A 20,945-nucleotide genomic window follows, 5' to 3' on the forward strand; every position below is an offset into this window, starting at 1 on the left:
CCTTTTGTCAATACGGCCTAGTCAGCGCTGCATTGTTAGAAATGGCATGTCGGCCCCTTCTGCAGATTTGCTGGCGCCCGATATCAACCTCGCACCCCAATGCATATGGAGTTGCGTGGTAAAAAGGCACTACCTCCTTGATCGCGGCGATCCTCATGGCAGCATAACTTAAGCTGAACGGCCTCCGGCAATCCTGAAGCGGTTGAAAGCGGTCTGCTCCGTCGGACTTCTATTCTCGCCAGGACTCTTCCCAATAAAACCAAGAACATTGGGGGCGGAATAGGGGGCAAAGTTTGTCAAAATTTGACACGTTAATTATACAAAACAACATGATAGAGGGCGTTTTCGAATCCCACCCTCTCCGCCACTTTCGCCCCGTAGCGCTCTCGTCAGGTTTCCAAGTCTGGTCATTGCCCCTAATGATGTCGCTGCGCCAAGCGATGTTCGGGAGAGGAAATGGCCATGCAGGTGCTGCGAACCCCTGATTCCGCTTTTGCAGGACTGCGGGATTTTCCTTTTCCGCCCAGTTATTGCGAAGTCCGCGATCCGGCGAGCGGGACGCAGTTGCGCATCCACTATATTGACGAAGGCCCGCAGGATGCGCCTGTGGTGCTGATGATGCACGGCGAGCCGACCTGGTGCTATCTTTATCGCCACATGATCGGCCCGGTGGTTGCCGCCGGCTTTCGCGTTGTAGCGCCCGATCTTGTGGGTTTCGGCAAGTCTGACAAGCCGGCCGCGAAGTCTGATTATTCCTATGCCTCGCATGTCGCATGGATGCGGCAATGGGTCGAAGCGCTCGATCTTTCGCGGATCACGCTTGCCTGTCAGGACTGGGGCTCGCTGGTCGGCCTGCGGCTGGTAGCCGAGATGCCCGACCGGTTTGCCGGCGTAGTGCTGTCGAATGGCGGCCTGCCCGAAGGCGGCCCCGCTCCGCCAGCTTTCGCGATCTGGCGCGCTTTTTCGAAGTACAGCCCGGTGTTCCCCATCGGCCGGATCATCGCCAAGGGCACAAAACGCGGGCTCTCTGCCGACGAGATTGCAGCCTATGACGCGCCGTTTCCCGATGCGCGGTACAAGGCTGGGGCGCGGATGTTTCCCGCTCTCGTGCCCTTCGCCGGAAACCCCGCCGTGCCCGACCAGAAGGCGGCATGGCAGGTTTTCGAGCAATGGAACAAGCCGTTCCTGTGTGCCTTCAGCGATGGCGATCCGATCACGCGCACGGGCGAGACGCGCTTCATCGGCCGCGTGCCCGGCACCGCGGGGCAGCCCCACCGCACGCTAAAAGGTGGTCACTTCATTCAGGAAGATGACCCGCAGGGCTTTGTCGAAGCCATTCTGGCGGTAGCGCGGTGAAGCGCTGGCACAAGGCACTGCTGGCGATGCTGGCAGGCATCGGTGTGCTGGGCCTTGCGGGCTACGCCTTTCGCACACCGCTGGCGCTGGCATTCGTGCATTGGCGCAGCGCGGTGCCGGTCGCGGCCAATCGTCCGGTGCCGTGGCAGGCAGGGCCGGCGAAAGCTCCGGTTTTGCCGGCGCAACGTCCGCCCAATATCGTCTTCATCCTGTTCGACGATCTCGGCATCAATGATCTGTCGACCTATGGCGGCGGGGTCGCCGGAGGACGGGTGAAAACCCCGAACATTGACCGGCTTGCCGCCGAAGGTGCGATCTTCACGCAGGCCTATGCCGGCAATGCCACATGTTCGCCCTCGCGCGCGCAATTGATGACCGGCCGTTATGCGACCCGCACGGGCTTCGAGTTCACACCGACGCCGCCGGGATTCCCGCGTGTGGTATCGATGGTGTCGAGCGATATCCGGCCCGATTTGCCGCCGGTTGGCTACAATGCCGAAGCCGACGCCGCCTCGCCGCCATTTGCCGAACAGGGCCTGCCGCCCGAGGAAGTGACCATCGCCGAAGTGCTCAAGGCGAGCGGATATCACACGGTGCACATCGGCAAGTGGCACCTGGGATCAAGCGGACGGTTCCACCCCATCCGGCAGGGTTTTGACGAAAGCCTCAACCTCGAAGGGATGCTGCATCTGCCCGAAGACCACCCCGATGTGGTCAATGCGCGGGTGGATTTCGATCCGATCGACCGGTTTCTCTGGGCCTCGGCCCACTATGCGACGAGCTATAATGATGGCGAGTTGTTCGCTCCGGGCGGATACCTTGCCGATTACTGGACTGACGAGAGCCTGAAGGTGATCGAGGCCAACCGCAACCGGCCGTTTTTCCTCTATCTGTCGCATTGGGGCGTGCATTCGCCGTTGCAGGCGACCCGCGCCGATTATGAGGCGGTGGGCGATATCGGCCCGCACAGTTTGCGCGTTTACGCAGCAATGGTGCGTGCGCTTGATCGCAGCGTGGGGCGGATCATGGACAAGCTCGCTGCCGAAGGGCTTGCGGACAACACACTGGTGGTGATTTCGAGCGACAATGGCGCGCCCGCAAATATCGGGATCGAGGGCCTGAACGCCCCCTATCGCGGGGGCAAGGGGACATTTTTCGAAGGCGGCATCAGAGTTCCGTTGCTGGTGCGCTGGCCCGACCGGATTGCGGCGGGGCTCAAGGTACCGGTTCCCGCCGGACAGGTGGATATCATGCCGACCCTTGCAGCAGCAGGCGGAGCGGTGCTGCCGCAGGGTGTCGCGATCGACGGGCGCAATCTGCTGCCTGCCATGACGCAGGGCGCAGGCGCTCTTGACGGCGACGTGCCGCTGTTCTGGAGCAGCGGATATTACAGGGCCGTTCGTGCAGGCGACTGGAAACTCCAGATCAACGCAAAGCAGGGCAAGGTCTGGTTGTTCAATCTCGCCGAAGATCCGACCGAGCAGCGCAATCTTGCCGCCAGCCACCCGGCGGAGCGTGCCCGGCTGGAGGCCTTGATCGAACGCCATCATCGTTCGCGAAGGGCGCCGCTCTATCCCAGCACTTTCGATATGCCGGTGATGATCGACAAGACCTTTGCCAGCCAGTTCCGGCCGGCTACCGAATTTGTCTATTGGCCGAACTGACCGCGCCTATCGTTGCGGGGAGAGTGTTTCGGCAATCTCCTGCGGCGCTTCGGTGACGAATTGCTCCATCGCGGCGAGTACGACTTCGTTGTAGTATTCCTTGCGCGCCAGCAGCGCGGCCTTTTCGGTCGCGAAGTCAGCGTGCGCCGCTTCGGCATCGGCCTTGAGCCTGCCCATTTCGGCCTCGATCGCGGCGATGCGTGGCGCATCCTTCGCCTCGCGCGCGGCGGCGAGCTGCGGGTTCAATTCATCAAACCGGTCGAGCGCCTGCATCGAGCGGGCGACGATCGGATTGAGCTTCAGCACGGTTTCTTTCGAGAAATCCGGTCGTTGCTCGCCTGTCTTGCGCCCTTCGGCGAACATTTCGGCGACGGCCTTGTCGACTTCGCTGGTCGCTTCGGCGGGGGCAGGCTGCGTTTCGGCAGCGGTTTCGGAACAGGCAACTGTGGTTGCGAGCGCCAGTCCGGCAAGGGCGAGGCGGAACGCAAGGGAGGGTTTCATCGGTCTTGTCCTGACAGGGAAGCCAAAAGGCTGCCCGGCATACGCCGGACAGCCTTCTGATGTTGATTGGCAGGGGCGGTGTGTCCCCGTCCCCTGCAGCGATCAGCGGCGCTTCTGGAACAGCGTGGCACGAGCGTACTGCACAGTCTGCACTGCCTGCCGGCTCCCGACCGTGCTGTCTGCCTGCCAATGGACGCCGTTGAAGACGCGGCTGCGACCGTTCTCGATCTCGGCCTCGCTCAGGCTGCGATAACGCACCGGCACCAGCGGACGCACGGAACCATCGACTGGGTCGGTCGATACGCCGTCATACTCCTGCGAGACGAAGGTGAACGAGGTGCGATCGGGCATGAAGCCGCGCGCTGCCTCGAACACTGCTGAACCGAACGCTGCATGGCCCGAGGTATAGGCCGGGAACGGCGGAGTCTGATGGACGTAGGTGGTGAGGTTCGCACGCGAGATGCCAAAGGGCTTCCAGGCCGGGTCAGCCGTGGTCAGCGGATCGCCGTCTTCCTCGCGGATTACGGTGACGGGGCGACCGATGTTGTAGTGATACTTGCTGTCCCACACCGCGATACCGGCATCGGCCATGCCGATATGCGCCAGCGCGAGGAAACGGGCCAGTTCAATCGGGTTACTCACCTTGCCGCGATCGGCCAGCACGACAGCGATCTGGGCGTAAAGGCGGGGCGGAACACCAAGAAGCGGGGTGCCTTCATAACCCCAGTAATTGCCGATAAACTGGGTGCGGGCGGTTCCGGTGCTGCCGGCGGTGTCGAGCGAAGCGCCGACAGCCTTCACATCGTTGTATTCCCGCCGGTAGGCTGCGGTGCCCGGAGCCGGGAAGGGCGGAGCACGGAACTGTGCGCCATTCTGCAGGGCGAAGGGCTTCACCGCACCCCAGTTGGCACCGAGCGCGATCTGGTTGGCGGCGGTTTCCGGATCGGGGCGCCACTTGAGAGCGCCGATGATGCCGCCATTGACCGGATCGCCGTTGGCGTCGGTCGTGCCGGTTGCAGTCTGGCCGCCGCCGCCGAAGTTCACTTCGCCGATCTGCGAGCCATCGTTCACGCGGGCAGCGATGATCGCGGCCGCGGCAGCCTTGCCAACGGTGCGGCCCTTGGCGAGTGCCGAGGGGCTGGCGTTGATGGCGGCGAGATCGTCAGCCAGAACCTGGGCGAGACGGGCGCTCTGGCCGCTCCACACGGCTGCCAGCACGTCGTGCGCGGCGTAGGCGATGGCGACTTCGACCGATGCGCCGCGCTGGGCGGGGGCAATCGAATTGTACGAGGTATACTTGCCGTCAAAGGCGTTGATGGCATCGAACACGGCGATCTGGGTCATGGCAAAGCCACGGGTGGTGCGCAGCGGGCCGCCGTTCTGGGCCGGTGCCTGGCCGGGGGTCGAGGCGCGCTTGTGGGTTTCGAGCATTTCCTCGTGCCACTTGAGCAGGGCGGCCTTGGCGGAACGCTGGCTGCGCTCGGCCACAGGCGACGAATTGTCGGCGTTGGCGGTGGCCGGGACAGCCGAGGCAATGGCGCCGAGCGCTGCCACGGATGCAAGAAGTGCAATGGACTTGTTCATTGAACGCAACTCCTGTTGGAAAAAAAGAGTTTCCGAGCAGCGATCAGTCAAAAGCAAAATGCAAATAGGCGAGCGGAGCGGGGCGACTAATCGCCACAAATTTCCAATCAAAACATGAATTCAGTCGGAGTCGATCTGCAAAATCTGTGCAGAATTCGATCTAGACCGGGCTTTGGACGCCTGCGTGCAAATGATTTCCCCCTGATCACCCCTCACAAATCTGCTCTGGCCTGCATCTATAGTGCTATTATCGGCGAGAGCTCTTTTGCGGTCCCCGGAAGTGCGGATGAACCTTTTGTTCATCTTCGTCAATGGACAATGTCGTTGGATTCTTGGCCTAAAATGCCGCACATTTGTAAGAATGCGCCAAAAAAACTGACCGCATATTTTCATATGTAACTAACGCGCGAGAAATTCCGAACACGTGCAGCAGGATACATCGCGGGCCTGTCATAACGGCGGTGCTGCAAACGTTTTTCTCGATCACAGTGATCGAAAAAAACTGCTGCAGCTTTTCGCAGGTGCAGCGCCTGTTGCAATGCGGCTGAGGTTGGGAGAGGATGGGTTTCGCGTCATCCGGCGCACGTTGGGGGAGGGGTTTGTGGATACCGCGATGACGGCGGCAACAGCGGAGCAAGGGGTTATCGCCGATAGCCTCGATCCGGTGTCGCGGCTGGCACAGGGACTGCTGGATCGCGGGCTGATTTCCCCCGATGCGCTGGCGCGCGCCCGCAGCATCGAGGCGGAAAGCGACGAGGATCTGCCCACTATCCTCACCCGTCTCGGCATTGTCAGCGAACAGGCGCTGGTCGCTTTGCTGGTGGAGATGACCGGCCTGCCGCTGGTGGCGGCAAACGAGTGGCCTGTCGATACCCCTGCGATATCCGCAAGCCAGGTTTCGGTGGCCTTTCTGCGCCAGCATCTCGTCTTGCCGCTGCGGCAGGAGGCGGGCGTGCTGGTGGTTGCCACTGCCGATCCGCTGCGCCCCTTCGCTGCCGAGGCGCTGGGCCAGCTGACCGGGCTGGGTGTGGCACCGCGAATTGCCGCCCGCGGCGAGATCGAGGCGGCGATTGACAGGCTCTATGGGGCGGGCCGCGCCGAAGCGGTGGCGGGCACCGACGCCGACGAGGACGATCTGGAACGCTTGCGCGATCTCGTCAGCGATGCGCCGGTGATCCGTGCGGTCAACCGCCTGATCGCCGATGCGGTCGATGCCCGCGCTTCCGACATCCATCTCGAACCCACCGATGACCGGCTGGCGGTGCGTTACCGCATCGATGGCGTGCTGGTCGATCAACCCGCGCTGCCACCGCAGATGCGCGCAGCGATTGTCAGCCGCATCAAGGTGATGGCCGAACTCAACATCGCCGAACGCCGCCTGCCGCAGGACGGGCGCTTGCGGGTGGCCGTGCGCGGGCACGAGATCGACTTGCGCGTGGCCATTGCGCCGTCGATCCACGGGCAGACGGTTGTTCTGCGTATCCTCGACAAATCGGGCATGGCGCTCGATTTCGCGGCGCTCGGCTTCACGCCCGAACTCGCGCAGCGGATGCACGAAGCCCTTGCGCGCCCGCATGGCATCATGCTCGTCACCGGACCGACCGGCAGCGGCAAGACGACGACGCTTTACGCGGCGCTCGCCAGCATCAATGCGGACACGCGCAAGATCCTGACAGTCGAGGATCCGATCGAATACCGTCTGCCGGGCATCGTGCAGACGCAGGTGAACCCTGCCATCGGGCTCGATTTCGCGGCCGCATTGCGCAGCTTTCTGCGGCAGGATCCCGATGTGATGATGGTGGGCGAGATCCGCGATCTGGAAACCGCGCAGATCGCGATTCAGGCGGCGCTGACCGGGCACGGACTGCTCTCCACGCTGCACACCAACACCGCGCCGGGGGCGATCACGCGGCTGCTGGATATGCAGGTTGAGCCGTTCCTGCTCGCCTCGACGCTCAATGCCGTGGTCGCGCAGCGGCTGGTGCGGCGGTTGTGCCCGCAATGCCGCGTGCCCCACGCGCCCGGGCCGGGGCAGCGCGCCGCGCTGGGTTGCGGCGAGGATGCAAGTTTCTGGCGCGGCGAGGGCTGCGCGCAGTGCGGCCACAGCGGGTTCAAGGGCCGGATCGCGCTGGTCGAATTCCTCGATATCGACGAGGGCATTGCCCAGCTTATCCTCGACCGGGCCGACGCGCGCGAGATTGCGCGAAAGGCGGGGCCGGGACAGCTTTACACGATGATGCAGGATGGTCTTGCCAAGGCTGCGGCCGGGCTGACCACGGTGGATGAAGTGCTGCGGGTGACGCAGGATGGCTGAGGCGATGCAGGCGTTCCGCTATCGCGGCACTGATAGTCAGGGCAAGCGCGTGGCGGGGCAGATCGATGCTGCCAATCGCGACGAGGCGGTGCGGCGGCTGCGGCAATCGGCCATCCTGCCGATCGATGTGGCTGCCGACGCCGCCGCTCCGGCGAGCACGGCAACGGTGCGCCGCACAGGCAAGACCCGGGCGGCGATCACGCGATCTGTGGGCGAATTGGCGGTGCTGCTCAACGCCGGGATCGCGCTTGAACGGGCGATGGCGCTGATGCTGGATTCGGTGGAGGACGCCCCGCTCAGGGCCGAGCTGGCGAGAATGCAGCAGGCGGTCAAGGAAGGCGCGCCGCTGTCGCGCACCATGGCCGAGCGCGCCGGACTGTTCCCGCCGATTGCCGCGGCCATGGCCGAAGCGGGCGAGGCTGACGGCAGGCTTGGCGCGGCGCTTGAGCGGCTGGCGCAGGCGCTGCAACGCGATGACGATCTGCGCGGCATGATCATCACCGCGCTGATCTATCCGGTCATTCTGGTGGTGCTCTCGATCGCGGTGATCGCGATGATGCTGCTGTTCGTGGTGCCGCAGTTCGAAAGCCTGTTTGCAGGGGCCGAAGACCGGCTTCCCGCCGCATCGGTGATGATCATGGAGGCGAGCCGCTTGCTGCGCGGCGGATGGTGGTGGATGCTGCTGGTGATGGCAGGCGGCTTTCTGGCGGTGCGGCAGGTGCTGCGCCAGCCGCAGGCTCGCGCCGCGCGGGATCGCTGGGTGCTTGGCCTGCCGCAGATCGGATCGCTGGTGCGTTCGATCGAAACGGCGCGGTTCGCCCGCACGCTGGGCGTGCTGGTTGAAGGCGGGGTGGCACTGCCTGCGGCGACGCTGCTGGCGGGCCGCTCCATCGCCAACACCCACATGGCCGCTGCCGTGCGCGAGGTGGCAGGCGGAATGAAGGAAGGCGCAGGGCTGACCGCGCCGCTCGCCGCCGCCGGGATCTTCCCCAAGAAAGCCATCGGCTTCTTCCGCACCGGCGAGGAAACGTCGGAACTGGGGCCGATGCTGATCCGGCTCGCCGATGTGCTGGACCGCGATCTGACAATTCAATTGCAGCGGCTGGTCGGCTTGCTTACTCCCGCGATCACGATCATCCTCGGCGCTGTGGTTGCAACGATCATCGCTGCCATCATGGCGGCAATCCTTGGGTTCAACGATCTGGCACTGGCATGATGATGCGACGCAAATCTCTGACGGGTAAACGCAAATCGGCAGGCTTCACCTTGCTCGAATTGCTGGTGGTGCTGGCGATCCTCGGCCTGCTGGCGGCCATCGTCGGTCCGCAGGTGGTGAAGTATCTCAGCAGCTCCAAAACCCAGACCGCCAGCGTGCAGGTGAAGAACATCGCCGCCGGGCTGGAGCTGTTCCGGCTTGATGCCGGACGCTATCCGACGCCCGAGGAAGGGCTGAACGCGCTGATGGTGCAGCCTTCGGGCGTGGCGATCTGGAACGGGCCGTACATGGGGCAGGCGAGCGGGCTGATCGACCCATGGGGCAACCCCTATCGCTTCAAGACGCCGGGCGACCATGGCGAAATCGATGTGTTCTCCTACGGTTCGGATAATGCCGCGGGCGGAACGGGCGAGGCGAAAGATGTCGGCAACTGGTAGGGGCGCGTCCTGCTCTGGCGGTTTCACGCTGATCGAGATGCTGGTGGTGCTCGCGATTGCCGGGCTGATCGCCGGGATCGCCTTTCCGCGCGCCCAGAATGCGATGACCGGCATGGAATTCCGCCGCGGGGCAGGGCAGGTGGTCGAAGGGCTGCGCACCGCCCGCGCCGAGGCGATCCGCACTGGCGAGCCGGTAACCTTCGCTCTGGCTGACCGCGCGGTGGTGATCGGCGAGGGCGCGCCTGTCGCGCTGCCGGCTTCGGTCGCGGTCACCGCGGGGCAGGATGCGCCCGTGACCTTTTACCCTGACGGGACGGCGCAGCCTGCACTCTACCGCATTGTCTCCCGTGGCGGCGGCGCGGCACGCGAGCGACGCATCACCGTGTTCGGCAGCACCGGCCATATCGCGGAATCCGGTCAGTGAGAAAGCCGGGGGGGCAACATCGCAGGCGGGGCAGGGACCGGACCGGGGACAGGGGCTTCACCCTGCCCGAAGCGCTGGTTGCCTCGGCCATCGTCGCCGCGATGCTGGGCGTGACGCTGAATGTGGTGCAGAACAATGCCCGTGCCGCGCGCATCAACGAGGAACGCCGCGCCGCGCTGCTGGTGGCGCAATCGCAGCTGGCGGTGGCGGAGGTCGCCGTGCCCGAACGCTTCGCCACCCGCGAAGGGGAAAGTGGCGGGATCGGCTGGCAATTGCGGGTCGAACCCTATCGCGGGGCGCTGTCCAGCCCGGCGCTTGACCGGATCACTGTGACAGCGGGCAAAGGCCCGTCGGGCCAGCCGCTGGTCGAGTTGACGACGCTGCGGGTGGCCGGATCATGATCGCGGCACGGCGCAGGTCTGAAGCCGGTTTCACGCTGGTCGAGCTGCTGGTCAGCCTTGCCATCGTTGCGGTGCTTGCGGCGATGGTGCTGGCCGGGGCGCAGCTCGGTTTCCAGACCGCTGCACAGGCGCGGGCGCGAGGCGTGGGCAATGCCTCGATCATCACCACCCAGACCGTGCTGCGCGACCGGATCGAGGGTCTGACGCCAAGCATCCGGTTCGAATTCACCCGCCCGATCGCCGATATCCGCGGCGAGGCGACGCGGTTCAGCTTCTTTGCCCCTGCGTCGCCTGCAGAACGTCCGGCCAGCCTGACGCGCTATCGCCTGCTGCGCAGCGAGGAGGGCGAACTGGTGTTGTTCGCGCTGGCGGATACCACCGCCGGAGTCGATCCCTATGCGCCCGGTCAGGCGGGGTGGACACCGCAAGTGCTGCTGACCAATGTCGAGCGGCTGGAGATCGCCTATTTCGGCAGCCTGCCTGGCGACGGCACCCGCGCCTGGCGCGACAGCTGGATCGAACGCGGCGCGCCGCCGCAACTGGTGCGCATCCGGGTGACCTTTTTCGAAGGCGACCGGCGGCAATGGCCCGATCTGGTCGTGCGCCCCGCGCCGACGGTGAATGCTGCCTGCACGGTCGATCCGCAGACCGGCGAATGTGCGGGGAGCGCGGCATGATCCGCACCGGCACGATCCTCGACATGGACATGACCAGTCTTGGCGCTGCCCTGCGCGAAGGCTGGGACTGGTGGACCGGCGAGCTGGCGGGGATGGTACCCGCACGCTGGCAGGGGCGCGGCAAGGGCCTTTCCGGCCCGCGCGCCGAGTTCGATGGTGATGGCACGCTGTGGCACGACGGGGCGGCGCTCGACCCGGTGGCCGAAGGGGTGCGGCGGCGGCTGATGCCCGTGATCCTGCCCCAGGGCGCGGTGATGACGCGGCGCACCATGCTGCCGCGTCTGGGGGAGCGTGATCTGGCGCGGATGGTGGCGCTGGAGCTTGATCGCCTGCTGCCGTTCCCACCCGGTAGCGCGATTGCCGCCGCCCGTCCTCTGCCCGAAGCAGGCGAGAGTGGTCAGGCCAAGGTGCCGACCATGCTTGCCGCAATGCCGGTTGCCCGCGCCGCCGCGCTGTTCGAGGCGGCACGGGGGGCGGGGATCGAACCGCTCGCCCTGATCTGGCAGAGCCCCGAGGGGGACGGGGTGACGATCGACCTGCTGCCGGCGCTGGTGGCCAGCGGACAGATCACGCCGCGCCGCGATAGCAGGCCGTTCTGGTGGGGGCTGGTGGCGGCCTTGTTCCTCGCCAATGTCGGCGTGATGATCGGGAGGGACATTGCCGCGACCAATGCTTTTGCAGACGAAGTCGCCGAGCAGGCGGCGACCGGCACCGCAGCCCGCGCAATCGCCGCCCGCATCGCCCGCGAGGCCGATCTGCGCAAGGCAATGGTGGCCGAGCGCGACAGCAATGATCCCCTGAGCCTGCTGGCGCTCACCACCGTGGCCCTGCCCGAAGGGGCATGGGTGCAGCGGTTCGTCTGGACGCCCGAAACCCTGCGGCTGACCGGATACAAGGCGCCGGGCAGCGATATCCAGTCGGCGCTGCGCCGCACGGGGCGCTTTGCCTCGCTTCAGACCAGTGTGTCAGACCCGACCGCCGAGGGCGGGGGCGGGCAGCCCTTCGATGTCAGCGCAACCCTTTCGGGCGCAAACGCAGAGGAGGAGGGCCGATGAACAGCCTGTCCGACCGCGAACGGCGGCTGATCGCCATTCTCGTGATGGTTGCAGTGATCGCGCTCGGCTGGCTGGCTATCCTCTCGCCCATCCTCGCCGGGTTCGAAGCCCGCGCAGCAGAGCGTGAACGTCTGGCTCTGGTGCAGGCCAGCAACCAGCGCCTGATCGACAATGTCGCCCGGCTGCGGCGGCAGGCCGAGGCGCAGAAGGCGGACATGGCACGCTTCCATGTGATCGCTTCGACGCCTGCGGCCGCCGCTGAACAGCTCAAGGATCGCGTAGCCGCGCTCGTCGGGGAGGCCGGCGGCGAGGTGCGCGCCTTGCAGGATATCGAAGCGGGGGAGGGGCGCATCGAATTGCGCGTCGAGGCGCGGATCGGCCCGGGCCAGCTGGCGCGTCTGCTCGAACGCCTGCAGAATGCCGAGCCGCTGCTGGTGGTGCGGTCGCTTTCGGTTTCCGCTCCTGCCGCGCTTGGCGGGGATGTCTCCACCCCGTCTTCCCGCAATCTGGATGTCAGGTTTGATGTTGCCGCTTCGCATTCCCCGGCCTGAGCGTGCCGAAGGCACGGTGCTGGCGGCCCTGCTGGCCGTGCTGCTGGCCTTGATGCTGGTGGCGCAATTCGTGCTGCCGCAAGATCGGCCTGCGGCTCCCGATGTGCCGCCTGCGGGGCTGCGCGGCGGGCCGGTGGCGATTGCGGCTGTCTCGGCCGACCCGGTGCTGGCGCGCCGTTCGATCTTCCAGCCGGTGCGCATGGGCTCCGGTGCTGCTGCAAGCGCCGCGCAAGGGCCGCTTGATGGCGCAACGCCTGCGGGCATCGTGCGGGTGCGCGGTGCGGCGCGGCTGGTGCTCCAGACCCCCGATGGCAGCAGCGTGACCCTGCGCCCCGGCCAATCCTGGCAGGGCTGGCGCCTGATCGCGATCGGCAGCGACGAGGTGCGCTTTGCCCGCGGCAGCGAGACCGTGACGCTTGGCCTTGGTGCGCCGAGCGACCCCTATTCCTATCCCGGCTACAGCGCGCCCGCCTATGATCCGCGCGCCTATCGGCCCAATCAGGCAGACGAACAATGACCAGCCCGAACACCCTGCGCCGCCTTGGCCTTGCCGCCGCGCTCGCCGCAAGCCCGCCTGCCTTCGCCCAGACCGTGCCCGACGATCCGGAGCGCGCCGCGCAGACAGTCGATGCGACCATTATCGAGGGCGAACAGCGCCCGCCGGTGGTGGCCCAGCCCGCGCCGGTGCTGGTGCGCGGCGGAGACATTGCGCTGAATTTCCCCGAAGCCGATGTGCGCGTGGTGGCAGAGGCGGTGCTCGGCGATCTGCTCGGCATGAACTACACCATCGAACCGGGCGTCTCCGGCCCGGTGACCGTCGTCACCGCCCGGCCCATTTCGCGCGCTTCGGTGATCCCGTTCCTCGAAGACAGCCTTGCCATTGGCGGGTTTGCACTGGTGCTCGACGGCGGGCGGGCGCGGATCGAGCCGATTGCGCAAGGCATCAGCGGCGGGATTGCCCAGCCCGGCACCCCCGGTTTCGGCACCGAATTGCTGCAATTGCAGTTCGTCAGCGCCGACCAGATGCGCGCCCTGATCGCGCCGATCCTGCCCAATGTCGTCTCGGTATCCGATCCCACCCGCAACATCCTGCTGCTGCGCGGCACATCGGGCCAGCGGGCGAGCGCACGCGATCTGCTCCAGCAGTTCGATGTGAACTGGCTGCGCAACATGAACTTCGCGCTGATCGTGCCCAAGCGCACCGATGCCCGTGTGATCGTGCCGGAGCTGGAGCGGCTGATCAACGCGCCCGACAGCCCCACCCGCAATCTGGTGCGCATCATCGCGATGGAGAAGCTGAACGGCATCCTCGCGATCAGCCGTCAGCGGCAATATCTCGACGATGTGAACCGCTGGATCGAAATCCTCGACCGGCAGGGGCAAAACAACGAGCCGCGCCTGTTCGTCTACAAGGTGCAGAACAGCCGCTCGCGGGATCTGGCGCGCACGCTCAACCGCGCATTCGGGCGCAGCAGCGGCAGCGAAGGCGCGGTCGAGCAGCAGCAGGCTGCCTTTGCCGATGCCGGAGCGCCCGATGGTGCGGTGCAGACGGGCGGGCGCGCCGCGCCTGCCACGCAGCAGCCTTCCTACAGCGACGGTTACGGTTACGGCGCACAGGACAGCGCGCCTGTCGCTTCCGGCGGGTCGCAGGGCAGCGATGCCGCCTTCGGCAGCCGTTCAGAACGCTCGGGCAGCTTTGGCGGCAATGGCGTGCAGATCACCAGCGACGATACCAACAACGCCATTCTCGTGTTCGGCACCCCGCGTGAATATGCGGTGATCGAAGACGCGCTGCGCAAGCTGGATGTGCCGCCGATGCAGGTGATGATCGAAGCGGCGATCACCGAAGTCAGCCTGACCGACGATCTGCGTTACGGCCTGCAGTGGAACTTCATCGAAGGCAATGAAAACGCGGTGCTGACGGATTCGACCACCGGCACCGGGCTGGTGCGCGATGTGCCGGGCTTTTCCTTCCTGTTCGGCAATTCGGGCAGCCTGACCGGTGTCCTCAATGCGCTGGAGGGCAAGACCAAGGTCAATGTCGTCTCCGCGCCCAAGCTGATGACGGTCAACAACGGCACCGCCAGCCTTCAGGTCGGCAATCAGGTGCCGGTGCTGACCCAGAATTCGACCGCGACGATCGATCCCAATGCGCCGGTGATCAACGCGATCGAATACCGCGATACCGGGGTGATCCTGAAGATCACGCCGCGGGTGAACGGCAGCGGACTGGTGCTGCTCGATATCTCGCAGGAGGTCAGCGATGTGCTGTCGGCCCGTGCATCGGGATCGGGGATCGACAGTCCGGTGATCTCCACCCGCAAGGTCAGCACCACGGTGGCGGTGCAGGATGGCGAGGTGCTGGCGCTGGGCGGGTTGATCCGCAACGTGCAAACCCGCGACAAGGCGGGCATCCCGTTCCTTTCGCAAATCCCGATCATCGGCGGGCTGTTCGGCCGTCAGGTCGAGGCGACCGACAAGATCGAACTGGTGATCCTGCTGAAACCCCGCGTGATCCGCACCATCGACGATGCCCGCGCCATCACCGAGGAACTGCGGAGCAAGATCCGCTCGCTCGAACCGTTTTCGACCACCGGAGACATTCCCTGACGCAAGCCTCGCGCCAGCGTGAGGGCGAGCGCAGGAACGGCTTTGCCCTGGTGGTCGCGGTGGCGAGCCTCGCGGTGCTTGCGCTGCTGGCGCTGACCATCATTGAAGCGACCCGCGGATCGACCCGCTCTGCCCGCGCCGAGCTTGACCGCGCGCGGCTGAATGCGGCTGCCGATGCCGGAATCGCGCTGGCGGTGCAGGGCCTCGCGCAGGGGAGCGCCGCAAGACGCTGGCGGCCCGACGGGCGGGTGCGCGAGGTGGAGTTCGCCGGGGCGACCATCACCATCCGGATCGAGGAAGAACTGGCCAAGGTGCCGATCAACAATCTCAACGACCAGCAGGTCGAGGCGCTGCTGGCCGAATTCGGGCTGCAAGGCGCCGAGCTGGAGGAGGCGCGCGATGCCTTTCTCGACTGGCGCGACGGGGATGACGAACCGCGCCTGAGGGGCAATGAGGCGGATGATTATGCCGAACTTGGCATCCGCCCGCGCAACGGCGCGCTGCGCAGCAACGGCGAACTGGCGGCGATCCCTGCCATCGGCCCGGAACTGGCGCAGCGGATGGATCCCTATGTCACCGTGTTTGCGCCTGCCAGCGGACGCTTTGCGCAGGCCAATGCCGCCCCGCTGGTGCGCCGGGTGATGGCTGATCGCCTGTTCGAAGACGGGTTTGCCGGCATTGCCGTCGCACAGGGCGGGATAGGCGAAGACGAAAGCGGGCGGGTGGACGATGGTGTCAGTGGTCGCCCGCTCAGGATCACGGCCCGCGCCAGCAATGCGGCGGGATCGGCGGCAAGGCGCAGCGTGGTGATCGAACTGACCGGCAATCCGGCCAAGCCCTATGTGGTGCGGGCGCGGGAATAGGTCTTTTCAGCGCCCGACCGGCCCGACGCTGAGGCCCCACGGGGCATATTCGCCGTTGCGGATCGCGGGGTCTGTGGCTGTCGGAGCGGGGGCAGGAGCCTGCGGGCTGGCGGCGCTCAGCGCCACGGTCACCGGCGCGCCGCTGTTGCTGCGCAGGTCTGCTCCCGGCATCCGGTAGAACACATGGGTGGCGATTTGCCGCACACGGGCGAGGCTCGGCGCCCAGTATGGGGAAACGTAAGTGGCGTGGTAATGCGTCGCCCCGCGCACGTGATCGGGCGTCTTTCCGGCCAGCACCCGCACGGCCACAGCCATTGCCCCCGCCATGGTGGCAGCCGTGCGGGGGCGGCGCAGCGATCCGTCGCAGGTGAAGGTGAACTGGCAACCGGTCCGGCGGCTCGATCCTTGCCACACGACGCCGCAGGCCGTGTCAGGATAGGCGGGGTGGGCGACGCGGTTGAGGATCACCTGCGCCACCGCTTCCTGCCCGGTAACCGGCTCTAACCCCGCTTCATAGGCAATCGCCAGCGCCAGACACTCGGCAGAGGCGACCGGGCTTTCAGCGCCAAGCGAGGGGGGAAAAAACGGCGCGGGCCTGTGCCACTGCGCCTCTTGCGCTGCCAGCGGGCCGGGCAGGCCTGCGGCCCCCGCAGCAGCGGCAGCGAGCAACAGGCGGGGCATGGCGACAGGCATCGGGCGGCGGGACTCCGGCAATGGCGGCAGCCTGAACCAGCGCGGCAACGCCGTCAATCGCCTCGCGGTGTCAGCCCCATCCCGCGACGAGGAAGATGACCCATGCCGCTGCCGCCAGCAGTGTGCCAAGCGGCAGGGTGGTGTCGCCTGCCACGGGCCTGCGGGCCAGCAGCATCGCCAATGCCGCGACCAGTCCCAGCAGGCTCGCGCCGATCACCGCGCCGATCACGCCCATCGGGCCGATCCACAGGCCGATGGCACCCAGCAGCGGCGGATCGCCATCGCCCATCCCGTCACGCCCGCGCAGCATCCGGTAACCGCGTGCCACGCCCCACAGCAAGACAAAGCCGATCACGCCGCCCGCCAGCCCCGTCCATAGCGGCAGCAGGCTCGCTTCCTGCCAGCTGCGCCACGCCAGCAGCCCCATGCCGCTCGCCGCCAGCAGACCGACCAGTGGACGCGGCAGCCACAGGTGGCGCGCATCGATCAGCGCAAGCAGCAGCAATTGCCAGCCGAGCAGCATTGCGGGGAGGGCGAGGCCGGCGGGTACCAGCAAGACCGCGGCAACCGCGATAGCGGCGCCCGCCAGCTCGCATCCGGGCGCCCACCATCCGATCGCCGCGCCGCAACGGCGGCATCGCCCGCGCAGAACCAGCCATGACAGCAGCGGAACCAGATCGCCCGCGCCGATCCTCACGCCGCAGGAATCGCAGGCCGAGCGCCCGGTCAGCACCGGGCGGTCTTCGGGCAAACGCACCAGTGCCGCGCCGATAAAGCTGCCCACCGCCGCTCCGGCCAATGCGGCAAACACTGCCAGCAGTTGGACAGGCCAGTCAGGCATGACGGCCCGAAGTCGGGGCAGGGGAGGTCGGCATGGGCCAGCGTGGTAGCCGCTGGCGGGCGGGTTTGTCATCTTTTGCGTGTCCGCGTGTAACCTCCGCGCGGTTGTTGACGAACCGCAAGGCATGCCGGTCTGTCGCCATCTTGCCCTGTCCTTGAGCGCTCTTGCGCGCCCTTGCCTGCCGCTTGGCTTGCCTTTGCCCGGCCGCAGGGTAGAGTTTTAAGCCCATGAAAGCCGATGAAGCCACGCTCGCCCGCTTGATGGTGATGTCGCAGCAGGGCGACCGGCAGGCCTATGCCACCCTGCTCGATGCCTGCCAGCGCTGGCTGCGCGGCTATTATGCGCGGCGGATTGTGCCCGCACAACTCGATGATCTTGTTCAGGAAACCCTGATCGCGCTGCACACCAAGCGCGCTTCGTGGGACCCGGCCCGCCCGTTTCTGCCATGGCTGGCAGCCATCGCGCGCTATCGCTGGGTCGATCACCTGCGCCGCCTCTACCGCGCCGCCGAATGTGAACTGGCCCCCGAAGTCGCAGGCCACGATGACGAACCGGCGATAGCGGCGCGCATCACGCTGGAACGGCTGTTCGGCATCCTGCCCGAAGCCCAGGCCAGTGCCATCGCGCTGGTCAAGATCGAGGGGCTGAGCATTGCCGAAGCCTCTGCTGCTACCGGCCAGAGCGAGGCTCTGGTCAAGGTCAATATCCACCGTGGCCTCAAAAAGCTGGCCCACATGATCGAGAAAGCCTGAACGATGGTGCGCGATAGCGACGCCCTGATTGCCGAACTGGTCGGCACGCTTGAACCGGTAAAGCCGCTGCGCTTCTCGCATGGCATGGCGATGACGCTGGCGAGTGCGGCGGTTTCGGTGCTGCTGGTTGTGGGTCTGTTCGGCTTGCGGCCCGATCTGCGCGGCGGGGTGGTCGATCCGGTGCATCTGATCGCCATCGGGCTGTATTTCGGTCTTGCACTGGCAGCGAGCGTTACGGTGGTGGTGATGAGCCGGCCTTGCGTGGGCACCGATCACAATGGCTGGACCTGGGCTGCGGCCATGGCGGCGCTGCTTCCGGCGGCGGGCCTGATCGCCGGGCTCGGCAGCGGCGGCGGGCTGCTGGAAGCTGAAAGCATCCGCCATGGCGCATCCTGTTTTGCCATCGGCGGCGCATCGTCGTTGCTGGTGTTTGCGGTGCTGGTCGCGTGGTTGCGCAAGGGCGCGCCGACTGCGCCCGACCGTGCGGGGGTGGTTGCAGGCATTGCCGCCGGAGCCTTTGGCGCTTTCGCCTTTTCGCTCCACTGTCCCGATAGCGACATTGTGCATGTCGGGGTGTGGCACAGCGGGGTGGTGCTGGCGATGGGGCTGTTCGGACGGTTGACGGTGCCTGCGCTGGTGCGCTGGTAAGGCCGCACCAAAGCGCGGTTATTCGAAGCCGAGGCTTTCGATCATGGCGTCCAGATCGATCGGGATGCTCGCAAGGACATCGTTGCCGGCCTCGTAGGCGGCGGGGCCACCGGCGGCGACCAGCATTGCCATGGCCCGGTCACGTTCGCGCAGCAAGTCTGACAATTGCGGACGATAGAGCGCCACCATCGCGGTCAGGAAGCGGTTCACCAGCGGGTCTTCGGCCGTCTCGTCGACATCGTAGCGATCGAGATGCGCGATCATGGTTTCGGCCGGATAGAGAAACTCGTCGGTCACCCAGCGGTTGGTCACGAACCAGCTGACCGGAATGCCCGAATGGTCGATCCCCAGCCCCGCGATATGGGTGACATGGGCGGGCGCATTCTCGCCCGCTTCAGGGGCGACTGTGAAGCCGGCCGGATTGTCCAGCTGCGTGCGGTGCAGGAACAGGTGGAAGTGGCCGTGCTCGGCCGGATCGCGGTCTCCCGGCGCGTGGACATGGTAATACCAGCGGGAACGGGTGCGCACATCACGCGCGTCGTTATCGGGATAGTGCTGCCAGAACCGCACCTCGCCCTGCGGCAGCACGCGCAGCATCGGTGGCACGCCTTCACGGGCCATGGTGGTGATCGTTTCGATCACGGTCAGCGCCGCTGTGTGCTGGTCCATGGTTCAGTGTGCGATTGTCGGGAAAGGGTGATCCGGCGGGCGGCACAGGCCGGCCCGCCAGACCGGAAACGCTTATTCGGCAGCAGCAGCGCAGCCGGCAGCCGCGCAGGGCTTGGCTTCGCAGCCGGTTGCGGCAGCGTCGGCTGCGGCGGCGCAAGGCTTGGCTTCGCAAGCGGCAGCAGCGCAATCGGTGGCGGCGGCTTCATCGGCAGCGGCTTCGGCAGCGGGAGCGCAGGTTGCAGCGCTGCACGCGCCCGAACAGGCGCCGGTGGCCAGCGTCAGGCCGCCCATGACAGCGAGCATGCTGGTGAGCTTGGTCTTTTTCATTCACATTTCCCCTTCTGAAATCCGGTGCGCCGATAACTGCCCCGATCCGCCGCACCCCCTGCGGACCCGGTTCCGGCAGGAATAATCCTGCACGAATTCCGTAAGGGCAGGGGTGTGATCCCTCTGCCCGCCCGCGTCAATATTGCATTGGAGGGGGGCGGTTTGCAGGTGGCGGAAACCCGGTCTAGCCGCGCAGGAAGCCGGTCAGGGGCGGTGCCGTGCGGCCGGGGAACAGCCGCGCCATGGCCCGCTGCGGATCGAGGCCCAGCTGTTCTGCCACCGCGCCTGCCAGCACGCTTTCAAGCGCGATTGTCGGCGCCAGATCGCGGCCCTCGAACAGGTTGCCTTGTGCAAGGCCCGGCCAGTCAGCGATCACCCGCCCGCCGGCCACGCCGCCGCCCATGACCAGCGCGGCGCTGGCAGTGCCGTGATCGGTGCCGCCGGTGCCGTTGATCCTTGCAGTCCGGCCGAATTCGGTCGCCAGCACAACCATCGTATTGCCCCAGGCATCGCCCATAGCGGTGCGATAGGCCGCGATCAGGGCATCAAGCTGCGCCGCCTGACGGTTGAAAGCCCCGCGCTGGTTGGCGTGGGTATCCCATCCGCCGACCTCGATCATGGCAATCCGCGCACCGTCCACCCCGCGCATCAGTGAAGCGGTCAGCTCGCCTGTCGCCCGCGCATCCCGCAGGTTGGTAAGCCCCTCATCGCCTGCCATGGCGCGTGTTTCCAGCGCGCGCGCCCACAGGCTACCCAGTTCGGCATCGCTGCCGTAAAGCTGACTGACGCGGGCGATCAGATCCTCGCTCGCGTCAGGCAGGGCCGATGGCGCGTAATTGGATACCGGCGCAATGCCGCGCAGCGCCAGCGGCACCGACTGCGCAATGGCGAGCGTGCGCGGCGGTGCTCCCGGCGCAGCTTCGTCCACCAGCCCCGCCAGCCGGTTGAGCCAGCCATCCTTGGCGGCGTAGGGCGCGGTGCCGCCGGTCTCCAGAAGGTTCTGCCCGTCGAAATGCGATCTTTCGCGGTATGCGGTTGCGGTTGCATGGACGAACAGCGCCTCGCCCGCGCCCGCCGCCTTGCCGATTTCGGCGAGCGCGGGGTGCACGGCAAAGAAACTGTCGATCCGCGGAGCACTGGCATAGTCATCCACCATGGCCCCGCGCAGGCTGGCAAAGCCGGGGTCGCCCACCGGTGCCAGCATTGCCAGACCATCTGCTGCGCCGCGCAGCAGCACGAACAGCAGGTTGCGCTTGCCTGCCCCTTGCGCCAGCGCGATGCGCGGCAGGCCAAGGCCGCCTGCCCCCAGCACCAGCGATCCGGCCAGCAGCGAGCGGCGATCGAGCATGGTCATCATCGCAT

At 66.4% G+C, this 20,945-nt stretch carries 22 protein-coding genes; 15 read left to right on the top strand and 7 right to left on the bottom strand.

Annotation, left to right across the window (positions count from 1 at the left end):
* The first annotated feature begins 462 nt into the window (after positions 1-462).
* Both ACU0AG_RS07550 and ACU0AG_RS07555 read left to right on the top strand, forming a co-directional pair.
* Positions 463-1,356, top strand: coding sequence for a haloalkane dehalogenase (locus ACU0AG_RS07550; RefSeq protein ID WP_482781654.1), 894 nt, complete (start codon positions 463-465; stop codon positions 1,354-1,356).
* Entirely contained in the window at positions 1,353-3,020 is a 1,668-nt protein-coding gene (locus ACU0AG_RS07555) for a sulfatase (RefSeq protein ID WP_482781655.1), read from the top strand. The genes ACU0AG_RS07550 and ACU0AG_RS07555 overlap by 4 nt, the downstream gene beginning before the upstream one ends.
* A gap of 6 nt (positions 3,021-3,026) precedes the next feature.
* Here the strand turns inward: ACU0AG_RS07555 and ACU0AG_RS07560 are convergent, their stop codons facing one another.
* Together ACU0AG_RS07560 and ACU0AG_RS07565 are read right to left on the bottom strand one after the other, a co-directional pair.
* Positions 3,027-3,521, bottom strand: a complete 495-nt coding sequence (locus tag ACU0AG_RS07560; protein ID WP_482781656.1) for a hypothetical protein — start codon at positions 3,519-3,521, stop codon at positions 3,027-3,029.
* Between the two features lie 102 nt (positions 3,522-3,623).
* Entirely contained in the window at positions 3,624-5,105 is a 1,482-nt protein-coding gene (locus tag ACU0AG_RS07565; protein WP_482781657.1) for a vanadium-dependent haloperoxidase, read from the bottom strand.
* A 601-nt stretch (positions 5,106-5,706) separates the two neighbouring features.
* On the opposite strand from ACU0AG_RS07565, the gene ACU0AG_RS07570 reads away from it, so the two are divergent.
* The 11 genes from ACU0AG_RS07570 to ACU0AG_RS07620 are packed head-to-tail and all read left to right on the top strand — an operon-like array spanning position 5,707 to position 15,653.
* Entirely contained in the window at positions 5,707-7,419 is a 1,713-nt protein-coding gene (locus tag ACU0AG_RS07570; protein ID WP_482781658.1) for a GspE/PulE family protein, read from the top strand.
* Entirely contained in the window at positions 7,412-8,635 is a 1,224-nt protein-coding gene (locus tag ACU0AG_RS07575) for a type II secretion system F family protein (protein ID WP_482781659.1), read from the top strand. The genes ACU0AG_RS07570 and ACU0AG_RS07575 overlap by 8 nt, the downstream gene beginning before the upstream one ends.
* Positions 8,632-9,072 carry a type II secretion system major pseudopilin GspG gene (gene gspG / locus ACU0AG_RS07580; protein WP_482781660.1) on the top strand — a complete coding sequence of 147 codons (441 nt, stop codon included), beginning with the start codon at positions 8,632-8,634 and terminating at the stop codon, positions 9,070-9,072. The genes ACU0AG_RS07575 and gspG overlap by 4 nt, the downstream gene beginning before the upstream one ends.
* Positions 9,056-9,496, top strand: a complete 441-nt coding sequence (locus ACU0AG_RS07585; RefSeq protein WP_482781661.1) for a GspH/FimT family pseudopilin — start codon at positions 9,056-9,058, stop codon at positions 9,494-9,496. Before gspG ends, ACU0AG_RS07585 begins: the two co-directional genes overlap by 17 nt.
* Positions 9,493-9,897, top strand: coding sequence for a prepilin-type N-terminal cleavage/methylation domain-containing protein (locus tag ACU0AG_RS07590; RefSeq protein ID WP_482781662.1), 405 nt, complete (start codon positions 9,493-9,495; stop codon positions 9,895-9,897). Before ACU0AG_RS07585 ends, ACU0AG_RS07590 begins: the two co-directional genes overlap by 4 nt.
* Positions 9,894-10,574, top strand: a complete 681-nt coding sequence (locus ACU0AG_RS07595; protein WP_482781663.1) for a prepilin-type N-terminal cleavage/methylation domain-containing protein — start codon at positions 9,894-9,896, stop codon at positions 10,572-10,574. The genes ACU0AG_RS07590 and ACU0AG_RS07595 overlap by 4 nt, the downstream gene beginning before the upstream one ends.
* Positions 10,571-11,629, top strand: a complete 1,059-nt coding sequence (locus ACU0AG_RS07600) for a hypothetical protein (protein ID WP_482781664.1) — start codon at positions 10,571-10,573, stop codon at positions 11,627-11,629. The genes ACU0AG_RS07595 and ACU0AG_RS07600 overlap by 4 nt, the downstream gene beginning before the upstream one ends.
* Positions 11,626-12,180, top strand: coding sequence for a type II secretion system protein GspM (gene gspM, locus ACU0AG_RS07605; protein WP_482781665.1), 555 nt, complete (start codon positions 11,626-11,628; stop codon positions 12,178-12,180). Before ACU0AG_RS07600 ends, gspM begins: the two co-directional genes overlap by 4 nt.
* Entirely contained in the window at positions 12,149-12,697 is a 549-nt protein-coding gene (locus tag ACU0AG_RS07610; protein ID WP_482781666.1) for a hypothetical protein, read from the top strand. Before gspM ends, ACU0AG_RS07610 begins: the two co-directional genes overlap by 32 nt.
* Positions 12,694-14,790 carry a type II secretion system secretin GspD gene (gene gspD, locus ACU0AG_RS07615; protein ID WP_482781667.1) on the top strand — a complete coding sequence of 699 codons (2,097 nt, stop codon included), beginning with the start codon at positions 12,694-12,696 and terminating at the stop codon, positions 14,788-14,790. The genes ACU0AG_RS07610 and gspD overlap by 4 nt, the downstream gene beginning before the upstream one ends.
* Positions 14,791-14,849: 59 nt before the next feature.
* Entirely contained in the window at positions 14,850-15,653 is an 804-nt protein-coding gene (locus ACU0AG_RS07620) for a hypothetical protein (protein WP_482781668.1), read from the top strand.
* A 6-nt stretch (positions 15,654-15,659) separates the two neighbouring features.
* On the opposite strand, the gene ACU0AG_RS07625 is transcribed toward ACU0AG_RS07620, so the two are convergent.
* A complete protein-coding gene (locus ACU0AG_RS07625; RefSeq protein WP_482781669.1) occupies positions 15,660-16,346 on the bottom strand; it encodes a cell wall hydrolase in 687 nt (228 codons plus the stop codon).
* Between the two features lie 70 nt (positions 16,347-16,416).
* Positions 16,417-17,187, bottom strand: a complete 771-nt coding sequence (locus tag ACU0AG_RS07630; RefSeq protein WP_482781670.1) for a prepilin peptidase — start codon at positions 17,185-17,187, stop codon at positions 16,417-16,419.
* Between the two features lie 227 nt (positions 17,188-17,414).
* Between ACU0AG_RS07630 and ACU0AG_RS07635 the strand changes: the two genes are divergently transcribed.
* Both ACU0AG_RS07635 and ACU0AG_RS07640 read left to right on the top strand, forming a co-directional pair.
* A complete protein-coding gene (locus tag ACU0AG_RS07635; RefSeq protein WP_482781671.1) occupies positions 17,415-17,939 on the top strand; it encodes a sigma-70 family RNA polymerase sigma factor in 525 nt (174 codons plus the stop codon).
* A gap of 3 nt (positions 17,940-17,942) precedes the next feature.
* The gene (locus tag ACU0AG_RS07640; RefSeq protein WP_482781672.1) at positions 17,943-18,587 is read left to right on the top strand and encodes an NrsF family protein; all 645 of its coding nucleotides are present in this window, start codon (positions 17,943-17,945) and stop codon (positions 18,585-18,587) included.
* Positions 18,588-18,605: 18 nt separating this feature from the next.
* Here ACU0AG_RS07640 and ACU0AG_RS07645 read toward each other — a convergent pair whose 3' ends face one another.
* The 3 genes from ACU0AG_RS07645 to ACU0AG_RS07655 all read right to left on the bottom strand — a co-directional run bounded on the left by ACU0AG_RS07645 (position 18,606) and on the right by ACU0AG_RS07655 (position 20,940).
* Positions 18,606-19,256: a DUF6969 family protein gene (locus tag ACU0AG_RS07645; protein WP_482781673.1), complete on the bottom strand. Its 651-nt coding sequence runs from the start codon at positions 19,254-19,256 to the stop codon at positions 18,606-18,608.
* Positions 19,257-19,328: 72 nt separating this feature from the next.
* Positions 19,329-19,583, bottom strand: coding sequence for a hypothetical protein (locus ACU0AG_RS07650; protein WP_482781674.1), 255 nt, complete (start codon positions 19,581-19,583; stop codon positions 19,329-19,331).
* A 184-nt stretch (positions 19,584-19,767) separates the two neighbouring features.
* On the bottom strand, positions 19,768-20,940 hold the full coding sequence (locus ACU0AG_RS07655; protein ID WP_482781675.1) for a DUF1501 domain-containing protein: 1,173 nt from the start codon (positions 20,938-20,940) through the stop codon (positions 19,768-19,770).
* Between the last annotated feature and the right edge of the window lie 5 nt (positions 20,941-20,945).

It is taken from the genome of Erythrobacter sp. RANMB8, assembly GCF_056848235.1.